The organism is Halosimplex carlsbadense 2-9-1 (assembly GCF_000337455.1).
Lineage (GTDB): Archaea > Halobacteriota > Halobacteria > Halobacteriales > Haloarculaceae > Halosimplex > Halosimplex carlsbadense.
The window spans coordinates 1-25,294 of record NZ_AOIU01000004.1; the positions used below are offsets into that span (position 1 = coordinate 1).

At 69.1% G+C, this 25,294-nt stretch carries 22 protein-coding genes; 11 read left to right on the forward strand and 11 right to left on the reverse strand.

Annotation, left to right across the window (positions count from 1 at the left end):
- Positions 1–2 precede the first annotated feature (2 nt).
- Positions 3–695, forward strand: coding sequence for a DUF7095 family protein (locus tag C475_RS00615; RefSeq protein WP_006881780.1), 693 nt, complete (start codon positions 3–5; stop codon positions 693–695).
- Between the two features lie 354 nt (positions 696–1,049).
- Positions 1,050–1,886, forward strand: a complete 837-nt coding sequence (locus C475_RS00620) for a deoxyribonuclease IV (protein WP_006881781.1) — start codon at positions 1,050–1,052, stop codon at positions 1,884–1,886.
- Between the two features lie 113 nt (positions 1,887–1,999).
- Here C475_RS00620 and C475_RS00625 read toward each other — a convergent pair whose 3' ends face one another.
- Positions 2,000–2,641, reverse strand: a complete 642-nt coding sequence (locus tag C475_RS00625; protein ID WP_006881782.1) for a hypothetical protein — start codon at positions 2,639–2,641, stop codon at positions 2,000–2,002.
- A gap of 139 nt (positions 2,642–2,780) precedes the next feature.
- Here C475_RS00625 and C475_RS00630 point away from each other — a divergent pair, with 139 nt between their 5' ends.
- Positions 2,781–3,368: a helix-turn-helix transcriptional regulator gene (locus C475_RS00630; RefSeq protein ID WP_006881783.1), complete on the forward strand. Its 588-nt coding sequence runs from the start codon at positions 2,781–2,783 to the stop codon at positions 3,366–3,368.
- A gap of 145 nt (positions 3,369–3,513) precedes the next feature.
- The gene (locus tag C475_RS00635) at positions 3,514–3,984 is read left to right on the forward strand and encodes a hypothetical protein (protein WP_006881784.1); all 471 of its coding nucleotides are present in this window, start codon (positions 3,514–3,516) and stop codon (positions 3,982–3,984) included.
- A 67-nt stretch (positions 3,985–4,051) separates the two neighbouring features.
- Here the strand turns inward: C475_RS00635 and C475_RS00640 are convergent, their stop codons facing one another.
- Positions 4,052–5,458: an FAD-binding oxidoreductase/lyase gene (locus C475_RS00640; protein ID WP_006881785.1), complete on the reverse strand. Its 1,407-nt coding sequence runs from the start codon at positions 5,456–5,458 to the stop codon at positions 4,052–4,054.
- A 106-nt stretch (positions 5,459–5,564) separates the two neighbouring features.
- Between C475_RS00640 and C475_RS00645 the strand changes: the two genes are divergently transcribed.
- Entirely contained in the window at positions 5,565–6,839 is a 1,275-nt protein-coding gene (locus C475_RS00645) for a DUF6498-containing protein (protein ID WP_006881786.1), read from the forward strand.
- A 456-nt stretch (positions 6,840–7,295) separates the two neighbouring features.
- Complete coding sequence (locus C475_RS00650; RefSeq protein ID WP_006881787.1) at positions 7,296–8,093, forward strand: class I SAM-dependent methyltransferase; 798 nt, start codon at positions 7,296–7,298, stop codon at positions 8,091–8,093.
- Between the two features lie 8 nt (positions 8,094–8,101).
- Here C475_RS00650 and cysK read toward each other — a convergent pair whose 3' ends face one another.
- Positions 8,102–9,064, reverse strand: coding sequence for a cysteine synthase A (cysK, locus tag C475_RS00655; protein ID WP_006881788.1), 963 nt, complete (start codon positions 9,062–9,064; stop codon positions 8,102–8,104).
- A gap of 147 nt (positions 9,065–9,211) precedes the next feature.
- On the opposite strand from cysK, the gene C475_RS00660 reads away from it, so the two are divergent.
- The gene (locus C475_RS00660; protein ID WP_006881789.1) at positions 9,212–10,300 is read left to right on the forward strand and encodes an aminopeptidase; all 1,089 of its coding nucleotides are present in this window, start codon (positions 9,212–9,214) and stop codon (positions 10,298–10,300) included.
- Between the two features lie 106 nt (positions 10,301–10,406).
- Here the strand turns inward: C475_RS00660 and C475_RS00665 are convergent, their stop codons facing one another.
- The 3 genes from C475_RS00665 to C475_RS00675 all read right to left on the reverse strand — a co-directional run bounded on the left by C475_RS00665 (position 10,407) and on the right by C475_RS00675 (position 12,823).
- A complete protein-coding gene (locus tag C475_RS00665; RefSeq protein ID WP_006881790.1) occupies positions 10,407–11,216 on the reverse strand; it encodes a lipoate--protein ligase family protein in 810 nt (269 codons plus the stop codon).
- A gap of 40 nt (positions 11,217–11,256) precedes the next feature.
- Positions 11,257–11,595, reverse strand: a complete 339-nt coding sequence (locus C475_RS00670; RefSeq protein WP_006881791.1) for a hypothetical protein — start codon at positions 11,593–11,595, stop codon at positions 11,257–11,259.
- Positions 11,596–12,157: 562 nt separating this feature from the next.
- Positions 12,158–12,823, reverse strand: coding sequence for a helix-turn-helix domain-containing protein (locus C475_RS00675; protein WP_006881792.1), 666 nt, complete (start codon positions 12,821–12,823; stop codon positions 12,158–12,160).
- A gap of 85 nt (positions 12,824–12,908) precedes the next feature.
- Here C475_RS00675 and C475_RS00680 point away from each other — a divergent pair, with 85 nt between their 5' ends.
- Both C475_RS00680 and C475_RS00685 read left to right on the forward strand, forming a co-directional pair.
- Positions 12,909–14,600, forward strand: a complete 1,692-nt coding sequence (locus C475_RS00680; protein WP_006881793.1) for an NADH-quinone oxidoreductase subunit D — start codon at positions 12,909–12,911, stop codon at positions 14,598–14,600.
- 147 nt (positions 14,601–14,747) lie between these two features.
- Positions 14,748–16,655: a vWA domain-containing protein gene (locus tag C475_RS00685; protein ID WP_006881794.1), complete on the forward strand. Its 1,908-nt coding sequence runs from the start codon at positions 14,748–14,750 to the stop codon at positions 16,653–16,655.
- A 39-nt stretch (positions 16,656–16,694) separates the two neighbouring features.
- On the opposite strand, the gene C475_RS00690 is transcribed toward C475_RS00685, so the two are convergent.
- Positions 16,695–17,114, reverse strand: coding sequence for a DoxX family protein (locus C475_RS00690; RefSeq protein ID WP_006881795.1), 420 nt, complete (start codon positions 17,112–17,114; stop codon positions 16,695–16,697).
- Positions 17,115–17,427: 313 nt separating this feature from the next.
- Here C475_RS00690 and C475_RS00695 point away from each other — a divergent pair, with 313 nt between their 5' ends.
- The gene (locus C475_RS00695; protein ID WP_006881796.1) at positions 17,428–17,811 is read left to right on the forward strand and encodes a winged helix-turn-helix transcriptional regulator; all 384 of its coding nucleotides are present in this window, start codon (positions 17,428–17,430) and stop codon (positions 17,809–17,811) included.
- 33 nt (positions 17,812–17,844) lie between these two features.
- Here C475_RS00695 and C475_RS00700 read toward each other — a convergent pair whose 3' ends face one another.
- Together C475_RS00700 and C475_RS00705 are read right to left on the reverse strand one after the other, a co-directional pair.
- Positions 17,845–18,894 carry a TrmB family transcriptional regulator gene (locus tag C475_RS00700; RefSeq protein ID WP_006881797.1) on the reverse strand — a complete coding sequence of 350 codons (1,050 nt, stop codon included), beginning with the start codon at positions 18,892–18,894 and terminating at the stop codon, positions 17,845–17,847.
- Positions 18,895–19,076: 182 nt separating this feature from the next.
- Complete coding sequence (locus tag C475_RS00705) at positions 19,077–21,254, reverse strand: ABC transporter substrate-binding protein (protein ID WP_006881798.1); 2,178 nt, start codon at positions 21,252–21,254, stop codon at positions 19,077–19,079.
- 289 nt (positions 21,255–21,543) lie between these two features.
- Here C475_RS00705 and C475_RS00710 point away from each other — a divergent pair, with 289 nt between their 5' ends.
- Positions 21,544–22,452: a serine/threonine-protein kinase RIO2 gene (locus tag C475_RS00710; RefSeq protein WP_006881799.1), complete on the forward strand. Its 909-nt coding sequence runs from the start codon at positions 21,544–21,546 to the stop codon at positions 22,450–22,452.
- 236 nt (positions 22,453–22,688) lie between these two features.
- Here C475_RS00710 and C475_RS00715 read toward each other — a convergent pair whose 3' ends face one another.
- Both C475_RS00715 and C475_RS22110 read right to left on the reverse strand, forming a co-directional pair.
- Positions 22,689–23,252, reverse strand: a complete 564-nt coding sequence (locus C475_RS00715; RefSeq protein WP_006881800.1) for a DoxX family protein — start codon at positions 23,250–23,252, stop codon at positions 22,689–22,691.
- A 148-nt stretch (positions 23,253–23,400) separates the two neighbouring features.
- The gene (locus C475_RS22110) at positions 23,401–25,281 is read right to left on the reverse strand and encodes a glycoside hydrolase family 5 protein (RefSeq protein ID WP_006881801.1); all 1,881 of its coding nucleotides are present in this window, start codon (positions 25,279–25,281) and stop codon (positions 23,401–23,403) included.
- Positions 25,282–25,294: the final 13 nt, after the last annotated feature.

Sequence of the window (25,294 nt, forward strand, 5' to 3'; positions counted from 1 at the left end):
CGATGACCGACCTCTCCCGTGAGGAGGCCGTCGCCCGCGTCGAGGACCTCGTCGCCCGCGTCGAGACCGACCGCATGCCCGTCCCCGTCCGGGAGGTCTGGGTCTTCGGCGACGTGACGCTCGGCCTCGACCCCGTCGAGCGCCTCGACGTCTACCTCACCAAAGACATCCTCGTCGGCGGCGACGACAGCGACACCGACCCCGACGATCTTGCGCTGGGCGTCGACGGCATCGGCGAGACCGTCCGAGCCGACTGGGCAGCCGAACACACCGAACACGTCCGCACCAACGCCAACGGCTACGCCGCCCCCGAGAAGTGCCTGGCCGCCCACCTCGTCGGCGACGACGAGCCCGTCCACCTCGAAGTGTGCAACGCCTCGTTCGACGATAACGTCACCCAGCGCCTGGAGGGCGCGCTCGCCACCGGCAACTACGAGCAGATCCTCGACCCTCGCGGTGCCTGCCTATGGGTGGACGCTGAGCCGAGGCGAGGCTCGTCGGACGAGTCCGACGGTGGGCAGCGCAGCGAGGACGCGTTCGAGAAGCTACGCGAGGGCGAGTTCGTCCTCCCGACGCTGTCGGGTGCCCTAGAGATGCTCGGCGCCGAGCCCGGCGTGGCCGAAGAGGCCGCCGACGCGCTGCGCGCCTACCGCGCCGAGCAGGAGGGCGCCACCGTCCGCGGCGACGTGGTCTGACCGCGCCGCTCGCGGTCCCGCGCTCCCGCGTCTCCCGTCGGACCGCCCCGGTTGTAGCGACCCCTTGCGACGACGAAACCACTGCCTGACCGCGGTCAAGCGGTACATAACAATCGACCGCGACGACCTACGCCGAGGTATGCTCCTGTGGGCGATCCTCCTCGGCGCTCTCACCTGGTCGCTGGTCACGCTGCTGTTCCTGGCGCTCGCCTACGCCTACGGCGACGGTCGCGGCCGACGGACGCGCGCCTGACCGACGCTCGGGGTCGCGGCCGCGTCCGGGACCGCGTGGCCGCGACGTTCGCCGCGCGGCAGTCCGATACGACTTTGCCGGTCGACCCCCTGCGGTCGGCCATGACCCGTGTCGGCGCGCACACATCGATCGCAGGCGGCGTCCCCAACGCCGTCGACGAACAGCTGGAGATCGGCGGCAACTGCGGCCAGATCTTCTCCCACTCCCCGCAGGTCTGGCAGGACCCGAACGTCGGCGACGACGAAGCCGCCGAGTTCCGCGACCTGAACGACGAGCACGACCTCGGGCCGTGGGTCATCCACTCCTCGTATCTCGTCAACCTCTGTACGCCGAAGGACGACCTCCGAGAGAAGTCCGTCGACTCCATGCAAAAAGAGGTCGACGCCGCCGAGAAGCTCGACATCCCGTACGTCAACGTCCACCTGGGCGCCCACACCGGCGCGGGCGTCGACGGCGGGCTCGACAACGCCGCCAGCGCGCTGGACGAACTATCGATTCCGGCTGGCGTCACCGTCCTCGTCGAGTCCGACGCCGGCTCGGGCACGAAGCTCGGCGGCGACTTCGAGCACCTCGCCGAGGTCCTCGACCGGTCGAGTCAGGACCTCGACGTGTGTCTCGACACCGCCCACGCCTTCGCCGCGGGCTACGACCTCTCGACGCCCGAGGGCGTGGCCGAGACCGTCACCGAGTTCGACGAGACCGTCGGGCTGGACCATCTGGAGTGTGTCCACCTCAACGACTCCAAACACGCCTGCGGGACGAACAAGGACGAACACGCACACATCGGCGAGGGCGAGATCGGCGAGGACGGCATGCGCGCCTTCCTCAACCACGACGAGTTGCTGGACGTGCCGCTCGTCCTGGAAACCCCGACCGAGGACGGCAAGAGCTTCGCGTGGAACGTCGAGCGAGTCAGAGAACTGCGAGATACCGAGTGACCGGCAGCGAACGGAGCGCCGACGGAAGACGAACCAGGTCCCGGCCGGGCGGCTGACCGCGCGGCGGTGGCAGGTGGCCCGTTCCGGGGTTAGTGGACGGACCGAACCGACGGTTACTCCGTGACGACGACCACCTCCTCGGTTTCGAGGTCTACCTGCGCTTCGTACGCTACCGCGCCGGTCGCGGTCCGGATTTCGACCTCGACGTGGCCGTCGTACGACTGCTCGCTGACGGTCACCGACCCGTCTCCGGTTTCGATCGTCGCGTTCCGGACCTCGAACGCCCGGGTACCTCCACTCTCGGTCCCGTTCGCTCCCGTCTCGGTCCAGTTCCCGTCGACGGAGACGTTCATCGACCCGGCCCGGTCGGCGCTGATCCCGTAGATCGGTTCGACGGTGAGTTCGTACTCGTCCAGTTCGGCCAGTCGCTGGCGGACCCGTTCGTCGCTCCGGGCGATAGCCTTCGCTCGGTCGCGGTCCGTCGGGGAGAGCGGTCCCTCGGTCGTCTCTACGGCCAGCCGGTCGTCGGTCGCACTCATCTCGACGGCTGTGACCCCGGTCATGTTCTCGACGACGGTGACGGTCCCGTTCGTCCCCGAGAGAGTGACGCCGCTGTCCGAAACGCGGAACTCCCCGGCCGGAGCCGCTTCGGAGAGCGGCCCGGCGACGCCCAGCGCGGTCCCGGCGTAGCCAGCGCCGCCGCCGAGCACGGCGAGCGCGACCAGCGCCAGCGCCCGTAGTCGGATGTCGGTCATCGGTAGACCGTTGGCTGAAACGCCTCATCAGCGTTCCGCCGAAAGCGGTTCGGAACGCGTTTCGTCGGTCTTTCACGGGCGTTTCAGAGGGAAACGAACCGATGGGATTAGGGGACCGCGGGAGGATGGCCGGGAACGTATGCCGCCCCTCCAGCGACGCCAACTCGCCGCGGCGGCCGCGTTCGTCGCCGCCGCGGTGGTCCTCGCAGTGCAGCTCATCACCCCCTCCCCGGTCGTCGTCTCCGTCGGCGAGAACGGGACGAACGTCTCCGAACTCGGGACGTATTTCACCCCCGAAGACGTCGCGGTCGTCGCCGCCGCCGCCGCGCTACTGGGCGCGAGCGGCACGTACCTCCTCGTCGGCGACAGTTCGACCCCCGACGCGGTCAATTCGACGGCCAGCGCCGCGACCGCGTCGCTCCCCGAGAGCGATTCTGCCGCCGTCGACTCGCCCGCTTCCGAGCGGTCGTCCGGACCCGAACCGAGCGACGACCTGGTCGAAACACGCCGCGAAGAGCTAGAGGAGACCGCGAGACGACTCTCGACCAACGAACGAGCCGTCTACGAGACCGTGCTCGACGCCGAGGGTACCCTCCCACAGACCGAGATCGTCGCCGGGACGGAGTTCTCCAAGGCGACGGTCAGCCGCACGCTCGACACGCTGGAGAGCAAGGACCTCCTCGAACGCAGGCGACGCGGCATGGGAAACGTCGTCTACCTCCGGTGAAATGCGTCTGAAACGGGATTCGAACGGCGATTTCGGGCGTTTCCAACGGGGATATATCCGGTCTTTCGAGCAACGTGTACTCGCCGTGGCGCGGTGTCGCGCCGGGATCCGCCCGGCGCGGCGCACGCGTCACGCGAACAGACAGATGAAACGCAAGACCCTGATCGCGTCCCTCTGCGTCGCGGCGCTCGCCCTCGGTGGCGCCTCCGTCGCCGCCGCGGACCTCGGGACGCCCGATCGACCGGTAGCACAGCACCACGACGACACATCCGATATCACCGTCGAGGTCGTCGACCCCGACGGCGAACTGACGGCCGACGAGCGCGAGCGGACCCGCTCGCTCGTCCGCGAGGCCGACGACGCCGTCGCGTCGCTGGCCGAACGCTTCGAGGCCGGGACGGTGACCCTGAGCGTCAGCGGGGTCGACCCGAGCGATCGCGTCCACATGGACGCGAACGCACCCGACGGCGGCCCCGAGACGGTCGTCGTCGCCGACCTCGCTGAGGAGTCGGTACGCGTCGAAGACGGCACCCTGATCGACGACAGCGAGATCGTCAGCCAAACCGTCGACAGCGACAACGTCACACTCGTCGACGGCGACCGTTCGGCGAACTGACGGACTGACCGCCGGATAGCTCCACTCAACCGCCGTCGCCGGGATCGGCGACGGTCGTTCCCTTTCGTCACCGCTCGACCGCGTCGGGCCGATTCTGCACGCGCGGGTAGCGAACGCCCAGCGCCGTCCAGTCGAGCCAGCGAGCGCCGGGACGGTCGTCCGCAAGCCGTCCGTAGGGCGGGTCGCCCGCCGTCGGAATCGCGTCGGCGGGGCCGCTGGGGTCGACGGCGTCGGCGACGTAGTCGAGGGCGTCGTCGGTCGCGCGCCAGACGCCCGCCGCACAGGACGGCAGCGCGACGCCGACGTTGTCGACCCCCGCGAGCGGTTCGGCGTGAGGGACGGCCTCGTCGTCGACGCGCTGCTGGAGCGTCGCGTAGGCGTAGAACTCCAGGTCGGCCTCGCCGGCGGCGCGGTTCTTGACGGCCGGGACGAGGTCGAACAGCTTGTTGTAGCCGACCTCGACCTTCTCGGGGTCGAGCGTCCCCATCGCCTCGTCGGTCGTGTCCTCGGGGTCGACCGCCTCGGCGGCGGAGTCGTTGGTGACGTACCAGGTGACGTAGTTCTCCTCGCGATAGCGGTGCCGGCGCGGGACGACGGTCATCCCCTTGTGCGGGAGGTACGCGCCGACGGCCGGCAAGTCGTCGGCCGGCCCGCGCACCGCGAGGACGAGCTGGTTACGGTAGGTCACCGGCTCCAGCGACGCCCGGACCGCGTCGCCGTCGCCGCCGGCTTCGCGGAACGACTCGCTCCCGACCAGCGAGTCGACGAAGCCGTGCGTGCCGGTCCCGGTCGCGGCGACGACGTAGTCGGGTTCGACCTGCACGGTCAGGTCCTGATGCGTCTCGACGGTGAGCCGGTCGAGTGCGGCCGGGTCGGCCGCGTCGCCGGCCGCGAACGCCGCGTCGGTGATATCGCCGACGACGATGCGCTCGGCGTGGTCCGCCGCAAGCGCGCGGACGAGCGCCTCGCGGTCGATCACGTACTCCTCGACCGCGGCGACGTGCTCGCCGCTGCCCTTCGCGAAGACGGTCCCGTCGTGGTAAACCTCGTGAAGCCCCTCGACCCCTTGTTCGTCGTACTCGTAGCCGGCCTCGTCCCACTGGTCGACGAGGTGGCGGTAGGGGTAGTCGGTCGAGGCGACGTACCACTCGCCGCCCTCGACGGGGACGCGGGCGTCCTCGGCGAACGGCAGCCACCGCTCGTCGACGGCTTCGCGACGAGCGCGGTCGGGGTTGAGGTACCCCTTCGACAGCACTCCGGGCCAGTCGAAGGTCTGGCCGGCGCCCAGCGGCGTGTTCGAGACGAGCGCCGCGGCGTACCCGCGGTCGACGAGTTCGTCCAATACGAGGAGTCCCTGGACGCCGCCGCCGACGACCAACGCGTCCACGTCGGCGGTCGGGTACCACTCGAAGTACTCGCGAGCCTGCTCCCACAGTGTCACCCCACGGTCGAACTCCGGTTCGTCCGCTCCCATTCGTTGTCCGCCCTTTTCGCCCGGCCCATATATGTCTGACTCCCCGTCCCGTCGGCGCTCCGTCGGGAACCGTGACCCTCAACTGAGCGACCCTCGACGCTCGGCTATGCGAGTCCCCTCCGTCGGCCGCCCGGGGCCGCTCGCGGTGGTCGCCTCGAACGCCGTCGCCCCCGTCGGCGTTCTGGCGTTCGGGTGGTCGACCACCGTCCTCCTCGGCGTGTTCGTCCTCGAACTCGCGGCGGTGCTGTGCTGGGCGGCGGTGAAGGTCCCCTTCGCAGCCAAGCGCCCGAACAACGCGATGGACGGCCATCGGCTGCTGGGCGCGCTCCAGGCCAAACGCGGCGGGATCGACCTCCCGGGACCGCTCCCGCCCGTGTACCTCCGGAACCTGCCGACGCTCGTCGTGCTCGTCGCGCTCCTCGCGCCGATAGAGCTCGGCGCGGCGTTCCTCCTGTTCGCGCTCGCCGACCCGACGATCACGGCCGAGACCACCGGACAGATGCTGCTCGGCGGCGTCGGCGTGTTCGCCGCCCGCGGCGTCGAGACCGCGACGGACTACTTCCGCGACGGCGGCTACCGCGACCACTCCCCGCGGTCCGTGATACTGGCCCCGTTCAAGTACGTCTTCGGCGTCGGGACGCTCCTGTTCGTCGTCGGCTCCTCCGGCGTCGACAGCGGCGTCGTACTCGCCCTGGTCGTGGCCGGCAAGCTCGTCTACGACCTCCGGACGATACAGGTCGAACGCGACCCGGACAGACGCGGCGTCTTCTACCGGCTCTACGGCAGCAGGGAGACCGAGATCGAACCCGAGCCGGTCGCCGTACCCGACGGCGAGCCGGTCGTCCGCGCTCGCCCCTCGCGCTCGGTCGCCGTCGCTGACGCGCTCTACCGCGGCGCCCTCTACACCCTGACCAGCACCGTCGTCGTCTGCTACGCCTTCGCCGCCGTCCTCGCCGTTTTCACGCTTCGACTCGCGCTGGCGCCCATCGCCGTCGTCCTCGCGTTCGGAACGCTCCGGGCGATCACTCGCTACCTCCGGTACGGCCCGCTGGAGTACCGCGGGTACGACGGCGTCCTCGTCGCCTACGACACGCTGTTCGACGAACCGCAGGAACGGATCGAGCGCGACGAGGTGAAACGCGTGGCCGTCGAGACCGACCTCGTCGACCGGCTGTTCGACACCGCCAGCGTCGAGTTCGACCGCGGCGACCTGACTCCGGAACTGCAGTTCACCGTCCCCGACCCCGACGAGGTCGAGCACGACGACACGCCCGAGTCGCTGATAGCCCCCTACGTCGACGACCCGAAGGCCATCGCCGACGCGCTCGGCGCCGGCTGGCTCTACGAGCGCGATGTCGAGGGGTCGGCCGCCGCGGACTGAACCGTCCGGCGAGGTCGATACGGGCGAGATACGGTGTGGAGGCGGTTGCGACGAGCGGTCGCGGTGCGGTCGGCGCGCGCTGGAGCGCGCTCTCGTGCGCGCGACGAAGTCGCGCGAGGGATGAGCATCGCAGCTTGCGAGAAGCGCAATCGGCTGGGGAGGTTCGTGGCCGTCTGCGGTGCTGTGCGGACGGTCGCGGTATTGTGCGGTTGTGGTCCCTGGCGGACTGAAAGGGCGAGGCGCGCTCGCGTTCAGTTCAGTCGTCTGAGCGGGCACTATCCGCGCGGGCGGTGCGGAGAGCGCGGATATCTCGCTCAGCGACCGCGAGCGCGTCGAGGGCTTTCATCGCTTGCCGTCGAGTGCAGTCGACACGAAAGCTAGCGAGCACGCCGAAGGTGTTCATCGCTCGCCGTCGACCGACGCGCCTATGCGGCCGGAACGCCGAACGAACGCCCAGTGCGAGAGTTCAGCGCCGACTACCTGGAAACCACCCGCGAGGGGATGTGGGGCGACTCCCGCGCAGCCCTCGTGGATCTCGACCTCTCGACCCGCGAGCGCGTGCTCGACGTGGGCTGTGGGACGGGCGAACTCACCCGCGTCCTCGCCGAGGAGAGCGACGCCGACGTTATCGGCGCCGACGCGGACCCGCGACTGCTCGCCGCGGCGAGCGAGGTCGCCCCGGTCGTGCAGGCCGACGCGACGCGCCTCCCGTTCGTCGACGACGCCGTCGATCTGGTGGTCTGTCAGGCGCTGCTGATCAACCTCCCCGACCCGGTCGGCGCGGTCGAGGCGTTCACGCGGGTCTCCTCGGACCTGGTCGCGGCCGTCGAGCCGGACAACGGCGCCGTCACCGTCGACTCCACCGTCGATTCGGAGCCGCCGCTGGCTCGCCGCGCTCGCGAGCGATTCCTCGACGGCGTCGGGACGGACGTGACGCTGGGCGCCGGCGCTCGCGACGCGTTCGAGGCGGCCGGACTGGACGTCGTCTCGACCCGCCGGTACGACCACGAGCGCGTGGTGGCGCCGCCGTACTCCGAGGCCGCCGTCGAAACCGCCCGCAGGAAAGCCACCGGGGAGGGGCTGGCCGACGACCGCGAGACGATCCTCTCCGGCGAAACCTCCGAAGGGGAGTACGACGACCTGCGCTCGGCCTGGCGCGCGATGGGGCGCGACGTGGTCGACCAGATGAGCGACGAGGCGTACGTCCGCACCGAGACGGTTCCCTTCTTCGTCACCGTCGGCCGCGTCGAGTGAGCGCCGAGTCAGTCGTCGGCCGGAGCGGCCTCGCCGGACTCGCCGGCCTCCCAGTGGCTGACGGTCGCCGGCTCGAACAGATCCGTCGAGAGGTAGCGCTCGCCGGTGTCGGGGAGGACGACGACCACCAGGTCGCCCGGGCGTTCGCGAGCGACCTCGCTCGCGGCGGCCAGAGCCGCCCCGGCGGAGACGCCCGTCAGGACGCCCTCCTCGCGGGCGAGCTTGCGGGTGGTTTCGACCGCGCGCTCGTGGTCGACGGTGCGGACCTCGTCGACGAGTTCGGTCCGCAGGATCTCGGGAACGAAGCCGGCGCCGATCCCCTGGATGGAGTGCGACCCGGCGTCACCGCCCGAGAGGACCGGTGAATCGGCGGGTTCGACGGCGACGCTCTCCACGTCGGCGCCCGCCTCCTCTTTCAGGTACTCGGAGACGCCGGTGATCGTCCCGCCGGTGCCGACGCCGGCGACGAAGACGTCCACCTCGCCGTCGGTGTCGCGCCAGATCTCCGGCCCCGTCGTCGAGCGGTGCGCCTCGGGGTTGGCGATGTTCTCGAACTGGCTGGCGAGGACGCCGCCCCGGTCGTCGGCGATAGTATCGGCGGCCTCGATGGCGCCGTCCATGCCGCCGTCAGCCGGCGTGAGGACGACCTCGGCTCCGAGAGCGGAGAGGAGCGCGCGCCGTTCCTCGCTCATCGACTCGGGCATCGTCAGTACGAGGTCGTAGCCCCGAGCGGCGCAGGCCATCGCCAGCCCGATGCCGGTGTTGCCGGAGGTCGCCTCGACGACCAGGTCGGTGTCGTCGAGGTGGCCCATGCGCTCGGCGCGGTCGAGCATGGCGGCGCCGATCCGGTCTTTGACCGAGTTGGCGGGGTTGAACGACTCGACCTTGGCCGCGAGGTTGTCGGCGAACGAGTCCAGCCACACGAGCGGCGTGTCGCCGATTTCGTCGGCGATGTCGGCTGCGATATCCATCGTCTCGCCGTAGGTGCTCGCGCCGGTTGGGTCGTCACCCTCGATATCGGGGGCAACGACCTCACCCCCGCCGACTTCGACGGGTCGCGGCCGGCGCGGAGCGGTCGGTCGGGGAACCGTTAACGGGCCGGCGGCCTACCCCCCGATATGGATCCCCGAGTCGAGGACCACGCGGACGTCATCGTCGACCACTCGATCGACCTGCAGGCCGGCGACGAGGTGCTGATCTCCGCCCCCGCGGTGGCCGAGGACCTGATCGTCGCGCTCGAAGCGCGGATCGCCGAGCGAGGCGCCCACAGCGTCGCGCTCGGGGGAAGCGCGCGCGGCCAGCGGGCGTTCAAGCGCGCGATGGACCCCGAGGACTACGACGGCCCCCCGGCGTCGCTCATGGCGATGGTCGAGGAGATCGACGCCGCCATTGGCGTTCGGGCGTCGACCAACACCCACGAGACGGGCGACGTGGCACCCGAGAAAAACGCCGCGTACGCGCAGATCATGAAACCGGTCCAGGAGGCCTACACGGACAAGCGCTGGGTCGCCACCCAGTACCCGGCGTCGGGCAACGCACAGGACGCCGAGATGAGCACGGAAGCCTACGAGGAGTTCGTCTACGACGCCGTCACGAAAGACTGGGACGAACAGCGCGAGTTCCAGGCCAACATGGTCGAGATCCTGGACGGTGCCGACGAGGTCCGGATCGTCTCCGGCGACACCACGGACGTGACCATGTCCGTCGCCGGGATGAACCCAGTCAACGACTACGCCGAGAAGAACCTCCCCGGTGGCGAGGTGTTCACCGCGCCCATCCCCGACAGCGTCGAAGGGGAGGTCCTGTTCGACATGCCGCTGATGGCGCAGGGTCGGGAGGTCGAGAACGTGCGGCTGGTCTTCGAGGGCGGCGAGGTCGTCGAGTCGGCGGCGGCGAAAAACGAGGACGTGCTCGCCGCGATGCTCGACACCGACCCCGGCGCGCGCCGGCTGGGCGAACTCGGTATCGGCATGAACCGCGACATCGACCGGTTCACGTACAACATGCTGTTCGACGAGAAGATGGGCGACACCGTCCACATGGCGCTGGGCCGCACCATCGAGGAGAACGTCCCCGACGACAGTGACGTGGAGGGCAACGACTCGGCCGTCCACACCGACATGATCGTCGACATGAGCGAGGACTCCTACATCGAGGTCGACGGCGAGCGCGTCCAGGAGGACGGCACCTTCCGGTTCGAGGAGTGAGTGGCTCGAACGAACTGAGAGCCACTGGTACCGGGCGGGGAACGCAGTGACCCGTGAGGACGGCTTCGACGCCTGAGCGGAGCGGGCCCGGACCGCGACCCCGCCCTCACAGCGGGTCGTCGCCGTCGCGTGTCCACCCGTCCTCTCGGTACTTCTTGCGCGCGCGCTCGCGCGCCTGCGGGAGTTCCCCGTCCGTCCACGTTCCCTCGTGAGCATCTCCCCACGACCGGAGCGACGATTCGAGTTCCGCGACGGCCTCCTCGCGGTCGATTCCGGACTGCTCGCGGACGCTCGTCACGCGGTCGTCGAACGCCTCGGCGGTGACGTCGGGGTCGGCGAAGCAGTCCAGGTGTCGGTCGGTCGTCCGCGCGAAGGTGATCGAGCCGTGCTGGACGACCGCGTCCTTCTGTCGGTACTGGGCGTTGCCCGAGATCTTCCGGTCGTCGCCGGCGACCACGTCGTGAGCGGGGTGGAGCGCCCGGAGGTAACACGCCGGCTCGTACACCGCCGGCCGCTCCTCGTCGGCGAACCGCGCGTCGACGCCCATGCCTTCGAGGGCATCGAGCAGCGGTTCGCAGAGCAACTCGTACGACTCCAGCAGATCACCGGGCAGTTCCTCGGCCGGCGCGACGACGGAGTAGGAGATGTCGCCGTAGTCGTCGTGATAGATCGCGCCGCCGCCGGTCGGCCGGCGAGTGACCGTGATCCCCGCGCGCTCGCAGAACTCCCAGTCGATCGTGGCGGGGTCCTGGTGGTAGCCCAGCGAGAGCGTGCTGGGTTCCCAGCGGTAGACCCGCAGCGTTCGGACCCCCTCCTCGGCGGCCGACTCGGCGGCGACCTCGTCTAGCGCCATGTTCAGCGGCCCCGGTCGGGACTCTTCGGTGATCAACCGCCAGTCCCGGTCGGCCAGACTCATATCCGAGGTTGGCACAGCGTCGGCAAATCGGTTGCGTTCGTCAGGCTCGACCGCGAGCGTCCAGCGCGAGCGCGACGACACCGGCGACGACGAACGGCCCGACGGCCAGCGGGCTCGTCAACCGCGAGACGAGGAAGTCGAGGAACTGGAAGACGACGGGCTGGGCCACGTCGAAGCCGAACAGGCGCGCCCACTCCGCCGCGAGCCGCGGCTCCAGCGGCGACACCGGCATGGCGATCGCCACCCTCGGGAAGCCGGCCGACAGGTACAGCGAGAACGTCACTACCAGCGCGGCGAACAGTCGGGCGACTGCGCGCCCGTAGGCGCGAACCACCCAGTCGCGCCGCCCGTGAGCCTCGATCGGCGTCGCTCGGTTCATCGGTAGCGTGGAGTTGTCAGCCGATGGTTATAAATCTCGGCCACCGGGGCGCCAGTGATCAGTACAGGTGTGGTCGTTAGCGGTGCGGCCGGCGTGCGCTGTCGAGCGTGCCCGCCACCTGGCGGGCCGCTCGAAACAGTCGCGCGAGGGATGAGCGAGCCGAAGGCGAGCGAATCGGTTGGGGAGGGTCGTGGCCGTCTGCGGTGCTGTGCTGTCCCTGGTGTCTGCGCGAACCGTGTGAGCGCAGGCTCAGGAGAGCTTGCTCTCCTGGTGGACTGAAAGGGCGAGGCGTGCTCGCGCCGATAGTCGCCTGAGCGGGCCACTATCCGCGCGGGCCGTGCTGAGAGCGCGGATATCCCGCGCAGCGACCGCGAGTGCGAGGCGCGAGCGAAGCGAGCGCCTCGGCATGCGAACGGGGAGTGCAACGACCCGTGAGCGAGCGCGCCGAGGGCTTTCAACGTGTACCGTCGACTGCGGTCGCTGTCTCTCGATTTCTTTCCAACCCAACGTCACCCGAAACGACCGATACGCTCGCACCACGAATCGAACGGGACGCGACGACTCAGAACGGGCCGGTCGAGGCGACGTTCTTCATGACCGAGCGCTCGGCGCGCCGGAGCAGTTCGGCGGCGGTGCCGGGGGCACAGTCGAGGCGGTCGCCCACGTCCTCGACGCTGCCCTCGCTGGGCGTCTCGTAGTAGCCGCAGTCGACCGCCGCGAGGACGGCCTCGAACTGGCGGTCGGTCAGGTCGCTGCCGGCGTCGAGCCGGCGGGCGTCGTACTCACCGACCTCCAGCACCTCGGCGTCCATCCCCTCGGGCATCTCGTCGACGGCGGTCTGGAGCATCTCGGCGGGACCGACGGCGGTCAGCCGGACGGTGCCGTCGGCGCGGTACTCGACGGGCATCAGCCCCACCAGCCCCGGCTGGGTGAACGCGCCGACGAAGTCCTGACTGTGTTCCGGGATCGTCTCGCGGACGTAGAGGTAGAAGGTGTCGTCGGGACATCGCGAGATTTCGTAGGTCGACACGCTCTCGACGTCTTCGAGGATGGGCTCGTAGGGGTCGGGGTCGCCGTCGACGTGGAACAGGAACGCCGGCTCGTCGTCCAGCGCCGTGTTGTACTGGATCAGTCGCGAGACGGTGTACCCCTCCTGTTCGACGACGAACTGGTGCATCGGGTGTCGCACGGCCGGTTTCTGGTGGACCGCGACGCGCAGGTACCGCATCGCGCGATCGAATTCGGCGGGCCGACTTAAACCCTGCCCACTCGTGAGGCCCAACGGCGATTGTCCGACCGCGCCAAGCGCGGGTATGGACCAACGGCAGCGACAGGTGGGCGAGACGGGGGAGACGGCCCCCGCGGCGGTCGCCCCGGCCGACGCCGACTCGCCGCTCGACGCCGCGCTCGCGGTCGTCCCCGACGACGCCGTCACCGACACCGAACAGCATCTGAACGCGCCCGCGCTCGTCGTCCGAGCCGACCGCGTGCAGGCGGCGCTGTCGGCGTTGCGCGACCGGGCGGGGTTCGACCACTGCGCCTGCGTCACCGCCCAGGCCTACGGCGACCGCTACGAGTCGATCTACCACCTCCGCAGCTACGACGACCCCCAGCGCGAACTCTCGGTGGTCGTCCCGACGCCCGCCGCCGCGCCCGAACAGGAGAGCGCGGCGCCGGTGTATCCCACCGCCGACTGGCACGAACGGGAGGCCTACGACCTCGTCGGGATCGAGTACGACGGCCACCCCGACCTGCGGCGGATCCTCCTGCCGGAGACCTGGCAGGGCCACCCGCTCGATCCGGACTTCGACCAGACGGAGCCGCAGATCGTGCCCTTCCGCGAACACGAGAACCCGCTGGCCGAGGACCACCGCGACGGTGACACGATGTACGTCAACCTCGGCCCGCACCACCCGGCGACCCACGGCGTGCTCCGCGTGGGCGCCACGCTCGACGGCGAACACGTCGCCGAGGTGACCCCGGACATCGGCTACATCCATCGCTGCGAGGAGCAGATGTGCCAGCAGGGCACCTACCGCCACCAGATCATGCCCTACCCCGACCGGTGGGACTGGACCGGCGCCGGCCTCTGTAACGAGTGGGCGTACGCCCGCGTCGCCGAGGATCTGGCCGACATCGACGTGCCCGAGTACGCCCAAGTGATCCGCACCATGAGCGCCGAACTCTCGCGGCTGCTCGGCCACTTCCTCGCCGTCGGCACCTACGCGCTGGACGTGATCGGGGAGTTCACCGCCTCGTTCATGTACGCCATCAAGGAGCGCGAGCGGATCCAGTCCATCCTCGAAGACCTGACCGGCCAGCGGCTGATGTTCAACTACTTTCGGCTCGGCGGTGTGGCGTGGGACCTGCCCGACCCCCGCGCGGACTTTTTCGCCGAGATCCGCGAGTTCGTCGACGACCTGCCCGACCGCCTCGCCGAGTACCACGACCTGCTCACCAGCAACGAGATCTTCCAGATCCGCACGGTTGAGACCGGCGAGCTATCGGCCGAGACGGTCAGGGAGTACGGCTGTACCGGCCCGGTCGCTCGCGGGTCGGGCGTCGACTACGACCTGCGCCGCGACGATCCCTACGGCTACTATCCCGAACTCGACTGGGACGTGGTCACCGCCGAGGGCGGCGACAACTACTCGCGCGTGCTCGTGCGCCTGCGCGAGATAGAACAGTCCGCACGCATCATCGAACAGTGCGTCGACCTGCTCGAGGAGTGGCCCGCGGACGAACGCACCGTGCAGGCCAACGTCCCCCGGACGCTGCGGCCCGACCCCGACACGGAGATCTACCGCGCCGTCGAGTCCGCCAAGGGCGAACTGGGCATCTACATCCGCGCGGACGGCACGGACAAGCCCGCCCGCTTCAAGATCCGCGGCCCCTCCTTCTCGAACCTCTCCGCGCTGGAGGAAGCCGCCCGCGGCGAGTTCGTCGCCGACCTCATCGCCACCATCGGTAGCCTCGACCCCATCATGGGCGACGTGGACCGGTGACTGCGGGAGGTTCGTATTGGCATTCGGTACCGAATACCACGATCGACGAACGCGCGCGATAGATCTGTCGATAGAGCGGTTTTGAACGGTGAAACGCGCCTTTGATCCATCGGCCGACCTATTAACTGACGTGAACGATCGTGGTGCATGCGTCAGGCACTACTCGCGGTGGCGGTGGTCGCGCTGGTGGTCCTCGCCGGCTGTGGAAGCGCGTCGAACAGCTCGGGCGGTCCCGTGGGCGGCGGCGACGGGGCCAGCGGTGCGGTGGCCGGGGACGGGGGCAGCGGCGGGAGCAACAGCATCGGCGTCAGCGCCGGCGGCGCCGCCGACGCCAACGCCTTCCGGAGCAACGTCGAGGAGGGGTACGTCCCCCAGCCCACGGATCTGACCTACGAGGGACTGTTCCACGACTACTACTTCGACACCGGCCAATCGCGGCCGTGCGAGGCGCTCTTTTGCCCCTCTTACAGTACGGCGGTGACCCGGGACCCGCTCGCCAACGACACCGAGCGGTTCGTCACCGTCGGGCTCAACTCCGGCGTCTCGACGGCCGACTTCGAGCGCAAGCCGCTGAACCTCGTGGTCGTCGTCGATACCTCGGGGTCGATGAGCGACCGATTCAGCGAGTACTACGACGACGGCGGCGAGGAACGGCGAGTCGAAGAGAACCAGCCGAAGATCGACGCCGCGGGCGACGCCGTCGTCTCGATGCTCGGCCGGCTGAACGCGAGCGACCGGGTCGGCGTCGTCGCCTACGACAACACGGCGCGCACGGTCCAGGGGCTCCAGCGGGTCGGCGAGACCGACCGGGGCGACCTCCGGAGCGAGATGCGCTCGCTGCGGGCCGACGGCGGCACGAACCTGGACGCCGGGATGAGCCGCGCCGAGGAGATGCTCTCGGCGCACGCCGGGAACAGCGAACGGGAGACCCGCGTGGTCTACGTCACCGACGCGATGCCGAACCTCGGCGAGACCGACGGCGGCGCCCTGGAGTCGCGGATGCGCTCGTACGCGAACCGTGGGATCCACACGACGTTCGTCGGCGTCGGCGTCGACTTCAACTCCCGGCTGACCGAGACGGTCTCGACGGTGCGAGGGGCGAACTACTACACCGTCGACTCGCCGGCGCAGTTCGACGAGCGCATGGACGAGGGGTTTGCCTACATGGTGACGCCGCTGGTGTACAACCTCTCGCTGGAGGTGGCCGGCGACGGCTACCGGATCGAGAACGTCTACGGGTCGCCCCAGGCCGACGCCGCTAGCGCCGAACTGATGGAGGTCACCACGCTGTTTCCCTCCCGGCGCGAGGGCAACAAGACGGAGGGCGGGGTCGTCCTGCTGGAGGTGGCGAAGACCGGCAGCGACCCGACGCTCGACCTCGTCGCGAGCTACGAGGACCCCGGGGGCGGTGCCCGAACGGTGACGAGGAACGTGAGCTTCGAGTCGCGAGCGGCGCCGTCCTACGGGTCGACCGGCGTCCGCAAGGCGGTCGCACTCGCCGAGTACGGGAACCTGGTGCGCAACTGGATGGCCCACGAACGGGCCGGCGGCGACGCCGGTGCCGACTCCGCCAAAGCGGCTATCGAGTACCGGGAACACGACGGCCAGTGGGAGCAGTCGTCGGTCGACCTCGCTGTCAGCGCGCCGTACGACCGCCGGTTCGACCGCTTCGTCGATCACTTCCGCGCCGAGAAGGCGGCGCTGGGCGCTGACCGCATGGAGCGGGACCTGGCGATACTCGAACGGCTGGCGGCCGCCGACGGCGGGGCGGAGAGCGGGGCCGACGACGGATCGCCGGCGCCAGCCGACCGCGGTACCCGCTCGCCGATTCCGTCGTTCACGGAACCACCCGCCGACGACTCGGATCCGACCGCCGCCCTCGCGGACGAGGGCGGTGATAGCGAGTCGGCCTCGAACGCCGGGTTCCTCGGCCGGCTCGGTAGTGACCTGCCCCTGCTCGGGGCGATCAACCTCCTCGTGACGCTCGCGGTCGCCGCCTACGGGGTCTCACAGAAGCGACAGTCCCGGGCGACCGCGAGCGAGCGGATGGAGTGAACCGGGGGTCACCGGAGCGGGTATCGACCGCGTGACGCGCTAGAAGAGACCGAAACCGACCGCGTAGGGCCAGGCCTGCCCGCCCAGTGCGAGGAATCCGAGCGCGCCGCCGGCCAGCGCGACGTTCTTCAGGAAGCCAGTCATCTCGTCCTGGGCCTGGTCGTCGGGGACCGCCCAGAAGTCGTGCATCGTCACCGCCGAGACGAGCAGGAAGGTGGCGAGCGCACCGGCCGAGAGCACCGGCGCGACGCCGAGCGCGACCCCGATACCGCCGAGGACGAGCATCACGCCCGAAGCGACCACCGAGAACGCCGGCGCGGGGATCCCCTTCATCTCGGCGTAGCCGGCCATCCCCTCGACGCCCGAGAAGTGGTTGATCCCCATGAACGCGAGGACGCCGCCGAACAGCACCCGAGCGAGCAGGAAGATCACGTCGCCCGCCGCCGACTCGGCGACCATCAGGCCGTCACCGCCGTTCGGGCCGCGATGTGTTCGTCGTCCGTGCTACCGTCGTGAACGCGTGCCTCTGCCATCGACAGCACGTACAACCCCCATACAAATATACGTTATCTGACACCAGTGTCACCGGGAGACACCGGTGTTACCGGGCGCGTGGTGGGCCACCGACGCCATCGTGACTCCGCCACAGCGGTGTCGGGTCGGCTTTGGCCGGCTCGAACCGGATCGGGTCGCGTCCAGTAATCAGGTGTCTCGGTGATACCGGGTTCGTGAACGAACTGCCTAAGTAGGTGGGCGGAGTACGGGGAGACACATGGCGACGAACGCGAACTCCGAGGCGGCGAACCCCGAGGCCTGTCCCGTGGTCGACTCGCTCGAACAGATCGGTTCCCAGTGGCGACTGGTCGTGCTGTACGACCTCCAGGAGGGGGAAAAGCGGTTCAACGAGCTCAAGCGCTCGACCGGCGCGAGTTCGCGCACGCTCTCGCGCGTGCTCGACGACCTGCAGGAGCTGGACCTGGTCGACCGCCGACTCGAAGAGGACGCCCCCGTCGCGACGTTCTACTCGCTGACCGCGAAGGGCGAGTCGCTCTGTCCGGTCTTCGACGCTATCGAGGGCTGGGCCGACGAGTGGCTCGGCGCGGACGCCGACGAGAAAGAGGCGATGGCCGCCGTCGAGGCCGTCGCCGGCGAGTAACACCGTCGACCGCGGGCGCCGTTTCCCGGACGCTCACTCCTCGACCGGCCGGAGCCGAACCGACGCGGCGCGGTACTCTTCGAGGAAGCCGCCGGGCGCGCTGACGCTGACGACTCGCTCGCCGGTGTCGACGACGAGGCTGTTCTCCAGGGTGAACTCGTTGGTGACCGGGTCGACGAGCGCCTGGCGTACCTCGCGGACGCGCCCCTCGATCCGGCCGCCGGACTCCGTCTCGACCGCTGCGCGCAACGCCGCGCCGGCCTCGCGGTGGCGGGCCGCGGCGAACGTCGCGGCCCGGAACCACTCGAAGGTCGCCGGCAACTCGGGCGGGTCGGCGACGTGGACCTCCCGCGGGAACGGCCAGTAGGCGCCGAGGAACGTGGCGATGACCGCGCCGGTCAGTCCCCACTCGGAGACCCAGACGACACCCTCCTCGAAGTAGGCGCCGTCGAACACTTCGGGGCTGCCGATCATCGCCCGCTCGTCGTCGGCGGCGTAGGCGAACGCCATCTCGCCGCCCCAGCAGCGGACGGCCGTCGCCAGGTCGGCGTAGCGGTCGGGCGCTTCCCCCATCTCCTCGACTTCGCCGACCAGCAGGAGGACGAACGCTCCGCGCTCGCGGGCCGCGCGCAACTCCGACTCGACCTCGGGAACCACGTCGGCCGGTACCGAGACCAGCACCTCCGACTCGGCGCTCTCGATGTCTTCACGGAGGTTCTTGAGCGCTTTCCGCCGGGATTTCGCCATCTCGATCTCCGAGGTCCGGGGCTGGGTCTCGGTGAATCGCTCCTCCAGGGCGGGCGTCATCGCGTCGATGCGCTCGGAGATGTCGGCCATCGCCTCCCGCGGCGCGAGCGCGCGAATGGTGGTCGGCGAGGCGTGGTCGTTGACTCGCACGAGCCCCCGGTCTTCGAGGCGCTCGACGATGTTGTACACGGTCCGCTGGGTGACGCCGGCCTCCTCGGCGACGGCGCTCGTCGTCGCCTCGCCGAGTTCCAGCAGCGCGAGGTACGTGTTGATCTCGTTGTCCGAGAGCCCGAACACCCGCAACTGTTCGCGCAACGCTGCGTCGTCGGAGTCCATTTGTGTCGATGTCTCGCTCGCGAGTAATCCGTGTGTTGTTCGGCGGGAGCCGTCCCGGCGATCGCGACGCGTGGGAGTGGGAGCGACGTGTGGCGTCGCGATCCCCGGACGCTCCGTGACAAGGAGTTGGGAGCGGTATTGCGACGATACCACCGACCGGTGGCGACGGCGTCGTTACATCGCTACCCCTCCTCCGGCGGTTCGAACTCGGTGTCGTAGCTGGCCTGTGCGATCCCGCCCAGCACGAGCACGTTCTCGATGCCGAACGAGTGCTCGTAGTCGAACGCCCGCGCGGAGGACCCTGGCCAGTCGAAGTCCCGGACGTTCCCGAACGACCCCTGCATGTACTGGTGGAACGGGAAATGGGGGACGTAGAAGTTGTAGTACTTCGCGCAGGTGCGATACAGCTGCTGGCGCTCGGCCTCGCTGTTGCCCGGCTGGCGGATCGCGTTGACCGTCTCGACGAGGTTGATTTCGGTGGCGCCGTCCAGGTCCGGGGCCTTCCCGGCCTCGTCTGGGGCCTCGAAGGCGCCGGGCTCGTCGGGGATCTGCTGGACGATCGGCTTGCCCTGAGTGTCGACGGTGTCCTCGGGCTCGGCCTCGAATGGGTCGGGGGCGGTTGGGCTGCCGGCGACGAGCGTCTCGTCCCACCAGGCGCCCACGTCGTGGTAGTACTGGAAGACGTACGGGTCGCCGTGCCAGTACAGCGACGACTCGTAGTTCAGCCCCCCGTTGGGGTCTAAGTTGTTCGACCACGTCGACCACCCCTGCGTCGAGAGGTTCACGCCGAAGCCCCAGTTGGCCAGGTTCGCCCGGATCGTCTGGGCGGCCTGGACGTGTTCGGGGATCGTCGACGTGGCGAACAGGTCGATCTCGGCGGGGTTGCCGGAGGGATCGACCCACTGACCGCCCTGTCTCGTGTAGCCCGCGCGGTTCATGTACTCGGTGGCCGTCTCCGTGTTCGACCCCCGCGAATAGGTGTGCAGACTGTCGAGGAACTCCTCGGAGAAGATCGCCTCCGATTGGGCGTCCAGGAGGAACGTGTCGTGGGCGAGCGGCTGGGCGCCCCCCTCTCCCCAGCCGTTCATCGAGACGGCGTTCCAGTCGACCGCTTCGATCAGCGCGCGGCGCACCCAGAGATTCTGGAGGTGGGAGTTGTTCCAGTTGAGTTTCCACATGTCGCCGCCGGTCGCGCGCAGCCACCGCGTGAACTCCTGCATGTAGTCGGGCAGTACCTCGCGGTTCAGCGCCGCGCCCGGCGACACGTCGCCGACGTTCACGTCCAGCACGCCCTCGGTTTTCAGCGTCTGGGCGCGGTCGCCCTCCGCCCAGTAGATCGCGAGCTTCTCGACGTTGGTGTGGCCGGCGTTGGGATGCTCCGGGTCGAGCCGGAGGATCATCCGCTCGGAGCCCACGTCGTCCATCGACTTCAGGCGGTAGGGACCGGACCCGGCGAGGTACTCGTCGGTCCCGCCCGCCAGCGCGATGCGGTCGAGCGAGACGCGGTCGCTCTTGAGCTCGTCGGTCACCGAGGTCGCCCGGTCGCGCGACCCGGCGTCGCGGTACTGCTCCAGATACGGCTCCGTGAACGACGGGTGCAGCGGCGGGTCGCCGTCGACCGGCCCCGCGTACGTCTCCAGGATGTTGCTCGCCGTCGGGTCCGGCTCCTGCTCCGAGACTGTCCCCTTGTCCGTCCACTGGTGGAGCGTCCACTGGTCCTCCGCCCGCTGGTTGAACGTCGCACTCTCCGTGAACTTGTTCCCGGCCTGGAAGAACTCGACGTGGTTGTGCTTCTCGCGGGCGACCGCGTCGTGAGCGTCACCGTTCCAGTACGTCGAGCGGTCGTCGTGGTGGTCGTACCAGTCGTAGGGCGGCTCGACGTCTGTGCCCTCGATCCACGTCATGATCTCGATCTCCTCGTGGTCTGGCTTGTGCGGGGTGGGAATCGTCGTCCCGCTGTAGGTCAGGTTCGTCGTGTGGACGTTCCGGAGCCCGTGGAGGTCGGACATCCACAGGTCGCCGGCGGTGTTGTCCTGGGGCGTCCAGGGGTTCCAGTCGAACACGTCCGGCGAGTTCGCGTGGGCGTAGGCGATCGTGTCGACGACGGGCTCGCGGTCGGTCGCCGTCGCCGTCTCGGTGTCCGTTCCCGAATCCGCCGGTCCGCTGCCCTCACCGTCGAACTCGATCGGTTCGACGGTGCCATCGTCCGACCCGGCGGGCGTCGCCGTCGACCCGCCCTCGCTCGGACAGCCGGCCAGTCCCGCCGCGCCTAACCCCGCGATCACCTGTGCGTACTGTCGGCGCGAGAAGCCGCCCGCCGACTCACCGTCCGCCTCGTTTCCCTCGTGATTAACTACCATGATTCGTGCCCTACTGTGGCCCACCCCTTGAAATAATTTCTGGAAGAAATCTTTTTTCGCGATATTTTCAACACACTCGTCCGGCCGTTCGGGCCTCGGAAACGTCGATTCCACTCACCGAGTCCCGGTTGCGGCCATCGCGAACGAGCGGTCGGCGTCCCGTGAGGCCGTGCGTTCGGGGCGACCAGTTCAGCGGCTCGGGGAGAATTCGATATCGCGGCATGTGATTTATCGGCCGGTCGCGGCCGACGCGTCGGGCTTTTCCCTATCGACGGAGTACGGGCGAGTAATGGTCCAGAACGTGGCATCCGTGATAGCCGACCTCGAACCGGAGGACTTCTATCTGCTCTCGGGGGTCGAACAGGGGATGCGCTTCTCGGAATATGTCAACCGCGAGAAGCTCCCCGAGTACACTCGCCTGTCCCCGGAGAACGTGGACTACCGGCTGGACCGCTGTGAGGACCGCGGGCTGGTCGAACGCAAGACGATCCAGTACGAGGGGTTCAAGCTCACCTTCGAGGGGTACGACGCGCTCGCGTTGCACACCTTCGCCGAGCGGGAGACCTTCGACGGCGTCGGCGCTCCCCTGGGCGTGGGCAAGGAGAGCGACGTGTACGAGGTCCGCTCGTATCGCCCGCTCGCGCTGAAGTACCACCGCGAGGGCTACACCAACTTCCGCGAGGTAATGAAAGAGCGCGACTACACGTCCGATCGGGACCACGTCTCCTGGCAGTACACCGCGCGCAAGGCCGCCGAACGCGAGTACGACGCCCTCGAAAGCCTCTATCCGGACGTGTCTGTCCCCCAGCCCGTCGACCACAATCGCCACGCCCTCGTCATGGAGAAGGTCGACGGCGTCGAGCTCTCCCGGACGAAACTCACCGACGCCCAGGTCGTCCCCGTCATGGAGCTGATCCTCGCGGAGATGGCGACGGCCTACGCCGAGGGGTACGTCCACGCCGACATGAGCGAGTACAACGTCTTCGTCACCGAGGCGGGCGTCGTCGTCTTCGACTGGCCCCAGGCCGTCCCCACCGACCACGAGAACGCCCGCGAACTGCTCGAACGCGACGTGGAGAACCTCGTCGGCTACTTCGCCCGCAAGTACCCGAGTCACGTCGACGGAGTGGACATCTCCGGCCTCGCCGCAGCCCTCGCCGACGATTCGTTCGAGTCGGTCGCCGAGTTCGCCCAGTAGACCCGCCTCGCCAGGGTATCGTCGTCGCCGATTCCCCGAGACCGACCGCTGAGTCGACGGATCCGCGAATTTTGTCGCCCCACAGAGAACACAGTTGCGGCCTCGTATCGCACTAATAAATCAGATATCGCGATATGGAATTCGATCGGCGTACTCCGCCAGGCACACAGAAACGGTCGCGAGAAGGATTGGTTCGTGCGATTCGGTCGATTGCGCTCGGGAGAGTGCCCCGGGCCTCAGCCGAGGACGTATCCCAGGCGGGGGAAGCGCTCGATCAGCGCTTCGCCGCCGACCTCGTAGCGCTCGATGAGCGTGTCCAGCCCGATGATGCGGCCCGCGCCGAAGGCGGCGACGGCGAGGAACACGAGCATGTACGCGAAGTCGCCGTTGATGACCCCGTGTTCGATGCTCCAGTTCCCGAAGTAGAACATGAGCATCATGAGCGCGCCGAAGAACGCCGCGAGGCGGACCAGCGCACCGACGAGCAGGCCGAGGCCGATGAGGACCTCGCCCCACGGGACGGCGACGTTCGCGAAGGCGACGAACCAGTCGGTCGTCCCCATCCACAGGAACATCCCTTCGAGGGGGTTGCCGTTCGTCGCGGCCGAGTGAACCAGGTAGCCGTCGGCGGCGAAGCCCCCGCCCAGGACCTTCGCCAGGCCCGAGTGCAGGAACGCGTAGCCCATCATCAGCCGCAACGCCAGCACGAACCACGCCGAGAGGCTGTGTGCCTTCCCGTGAACCGTGAGACCGCCGATCTTGCTCTCGAACTCGTTGACGCCGGGGGTGGTCGTCGACATTGGTGTGACCTCTATCTAGAGAGACGGCGAACGCGAGCATATACCCGGGCGGCTGTTCTCCACCGTTGGGAACCGTTCTCGGCGAGTGAGAAACGCCCTCCGGTGAGAACGGACGGTTCGTCCGCCTCGACCCCGAGAGAGGGGGACGCTACTCCAGCCGGACGCCGTCGATCCGCAGCCGGCTACTGCCGCCCTGCCAGAAGTTCAGCCGCAGCGAGAGACTCGACGATGTCCGGTCGACGCCCGCCGACGCCATGTCGACGGCGACCGTCGACAGGGTGGTGCCGATCGAGTCGTCGGTCACGTCGGCGAGCATGCCGCTCGCGCCGCCCATGCTGAATCGGACCTCCGACTCCTCGCCACCCGATGCGCCGGCGACCGAGAGGACGAGCGTGTCGTAGTCGCTCACGTCGCGGTTGATCTGCTCCTGGTACCAGCCGCCGTTGTCGTACGCCAGCACCAGCGCGCCGTCCTCGACCTCGCCGGAGCCGTTGGCGAAGCTCCCGGCGCCGCACCACTGGCCCAGGTCGTTGCGGTTGGCCGACCACGCGGGGTCGCCGTCGTAGTCGTTGATCACGAGGGCGTCGGTCGCGGGTGTGTCCGTCGGCGTGTTCGGCGCGTCGGTCGGCGTCGGCGTCGACGTTGGACCGCTGGGCGTCGGCGTGTCGGTGGGCGTGGCCGTCGGCGTCGCGGTCGGGGTAGCGGTGGGCGTGGCGGTCGGTGTCGCCGTATCCGTCGGCGTGTCGTCGTCGGTCCCGGTATCGACCTCGCCGTCGGGCACGTCCTGGTCGCGGTGGGCGGCGAGTTCCTCCCGCCAGAACTCGCCGTAGGGTTTGACCGACCAGTCGTGGTCGAGCATCGCCGGCCGCCACTTGCTGTCGAAACACCAGACCTGCCAGTGGACGTCGTAGTCGGCGAAGAAGTCGAGAAACTCCTGGCCCTCGTCGTCGGCGGTCCCGGTGATGTAGTTCGCGCCGTTCTCGCCCCAGCCGAACTCCGTCATGAACACGGGCACCTCCTCGGCCGGTTCCCCGAAGTACTCCGAGAGCGGCCGGAGATTCTGATGGCCGTAGACGTGGCCGGTGTACGCGAGGTTGTCGCCGTCGAACTCGTTTCTCGGCGCCTGGTAGGTCCACTGGCTCCAGCGGGGCGAGCCGATCAGGATCAGGTTCCGCGGCGCGTGCTCGCGGATGGTGTCGACCCAGGGCTGGGCGGCCGCCTTCCAGGTGTTCCACGTCTCGATGGCCTCGTCGTCGGTCGGGTCCACGTCGACGTTGGGCTCGTAGTGACCTTGGAAGGGGTGGATCGGCTCGTTGTACACCTCGAAGAGCACGTTCGAATCCTCGGCGAACTCCGGGGCCACCGTCTCCCAGAACATCGTCAGCTCCTCGTCGATGCCCTCGCTGTCGTAGGCGTGTGCCTCGTCCTGGCCGCGGTGGCGGTGGTAGTCGACGATGCAGTAGACGTTGTGCTCGGCGCAGGTGTCGACGGCCGGACGGAGGTGGTTCTGGACGTACGATTCGAGTTGTGACTGCGAGAATCCGGGGACCGGCGGGATACCGCCAGTGTCGTGGCCGCCGACGTCGGTGGGCTGGATCGGCAGGCGCACGATCCGCGAGTACCAGCCCTCCTCGGCGTTCGTCGCCCGCGCGATGGTCTCGTCGGCGTCCGGGCGGAATTCCTTGGCGTTCATCCGCTTGGCGTCGGGGACGTTCACGCCCCGGAGGATCACCTCGTTGTCGCTCGGGTCGCGGATCAGGTTGCCGTCGCGGTGGAGCCACGGCGTGGGGATGCCGTCAGCGGCGGCGCTGCCGGTGATGCCCAGCCCGAGCGCCGTCGCGGCGCCCGCGCCCGCGGCCGTCCGCAGGAAGTTGCGCCGGGAGACGGCGTCGACCCGGCGGGCGACCCCGTCGGCGTAGCCGCCCGAGGCGTCGCCAGTCCGGTCGCCGGCGGTGTCGTCTCTCCGGTGGTCGGCGGTCTGTTCGTCGGTCGATGCGTCGGTTCGGTCGCTGCCGTGGTCGTGTGACATCTGAGGATGGAGT

Bases quoted from the DNA above. Each gene is read 5' to 3' on its own strand.
- C475_RS00615 (WP_006881780.1), top strand. From the start codon at position 3: ATGACCGACCTCTCCCGTGAGGAGGCCGTCGCCCGCGTCGAGGACCTC.
- C475_RS00620 (WP_006881781.1), top strand. From the start codon at position 1,050: ATGACCCGTGTCGGCGCGCACACATCGATCGCAGGCGGCGTCCCCAAC.
- C475_RS00625 (WP_006881782.1), bottom strand. From the start codon at position 2,641: ATGACCGACATCCGACTACGGGCGCTGGCGCTGGTCGCGCTCGCCGTG.
- C475_RS00630 (WP_006881783.1), top strand. From the start codon at position 2,781: ATGCCGCCCCTCCAGCGACGCCAACTCGCCGCGGCGGCCGCGTTCGTC.
- C475_RS00635 (WP_006881784.1), top strand. From the start codon at position 3,514: ATGAAACGCAAGACCCTGATCGCGTCCCTCTGCGTCGCGGCGCTCGCC.
- C475_RS00640 (WP_006881785.1), bottom strand. From the start codon at position 5,458: ATGGGAGCGGACGAACCGGAGTTCGACCGTGGGGTGACACTGTGGGAG.
- C475_RS00645 (WP_006881786.1), top strand. From the start codon at position 5,565: ATGCGAGTCCCCTCCGTCGGCCGCCCGGGGCCGCTCGCGGTGGTCGCC.
- cysK (WP_006881788.1), bottom strand. From the start codon at position 9,064: ATGGATATCGCAGCCGACATCGCCGACGAAATCGGCGACACGCCGCTC.
- C475_RS00660 (WP_006881789.1), top strand. From the start codon at position 9,212: ATGGATCCCCGAGTCGAGGACCACGCGGACGTCATCGTCGACCACTCG.
- C475_RS00665 (WP_006881790.1), bottom strand. From the start codon at position 11,216: ATGAGTCTGGCCGACCGGGACTGGCGGTTGATCACCGAAGAGTCCCGA.
- C475_RS00670 (WP_006881791.1), bottom strand. From the start codon at position 11,595: ATGAACCGAGCGACGCCGATCGAGGCTCACGGGCGGCGCGACTGGGTG.
- C475_RS00675 (WP_006881792.1), bottom strand. From the start codon at position 12,823: ATGCGGTACCTGCGCGTCGCGGTCCACCAGAAACCGGCCGTGCGACAC.
- C475_RS00680 (WP_006881793.1), top strand. From the start codon at position 12,909: ATGGACCAACGGCAGCGACAGGTGGGCGAGACGGGGGAGACGGCCCCC.
- C475_RS00685 (WP_006881794.1), top strand. From the start codon at position 14,748: ATGCGTCAGGCACTACTCGCGGTGGCGGTGGTCGCGCTGGTGGTCCTC.
- C475_RS00690 (WP_006881795.1), bottom strand. From the start codon at position 17,114: ATGGTCGCCGAGTCGGCGGCGGGCGACGTGATCTTCCTGCTCGCTCGG.
- C475_RS00695 (WP_006881796.1), top strand. From the start codon at position 17,428: ATGGCGACGAACGCGAACTCCGAGGCGGCGAACCCCGAGGCCTGTCCC.
- C475_RS00700 (WP_006881797.1), bottom strand. From the start codon at position 18,894: ATGGACTCCGACGACGCAGCGTTGCGCGAACAGTTGCGGGTGTTCGGG.
- C475_RS00705 (WP_006881798.1), bottom strand. From the start codon at position 21,254: ATGGTAGTTAATCACGAGGGAAACGAGGCGGACGGTGAGTCGGCGGGC.
- C475_RS00710 (WP_006881799.1), top strand. From the start codon at position 21,544: ATGGTCCAGAACGTGGCATCCGTGATAGCCGACCTCGAACCGGAGGAC.
- C475_RS00715 (WP_006881800.1), bottom strand. From the start codon at position 23,252: ATGTCGACGACCACCCCCGGCGTCAACGAGTTCGAGAGCAAGATCGGC.
- C475_RS22110 (WP_006881801.1), bottom strand. From the start codon at position 25,281: ATGTCACACGACCACGGCAGCGACCGAACCGACGCATCGACCGACGAA.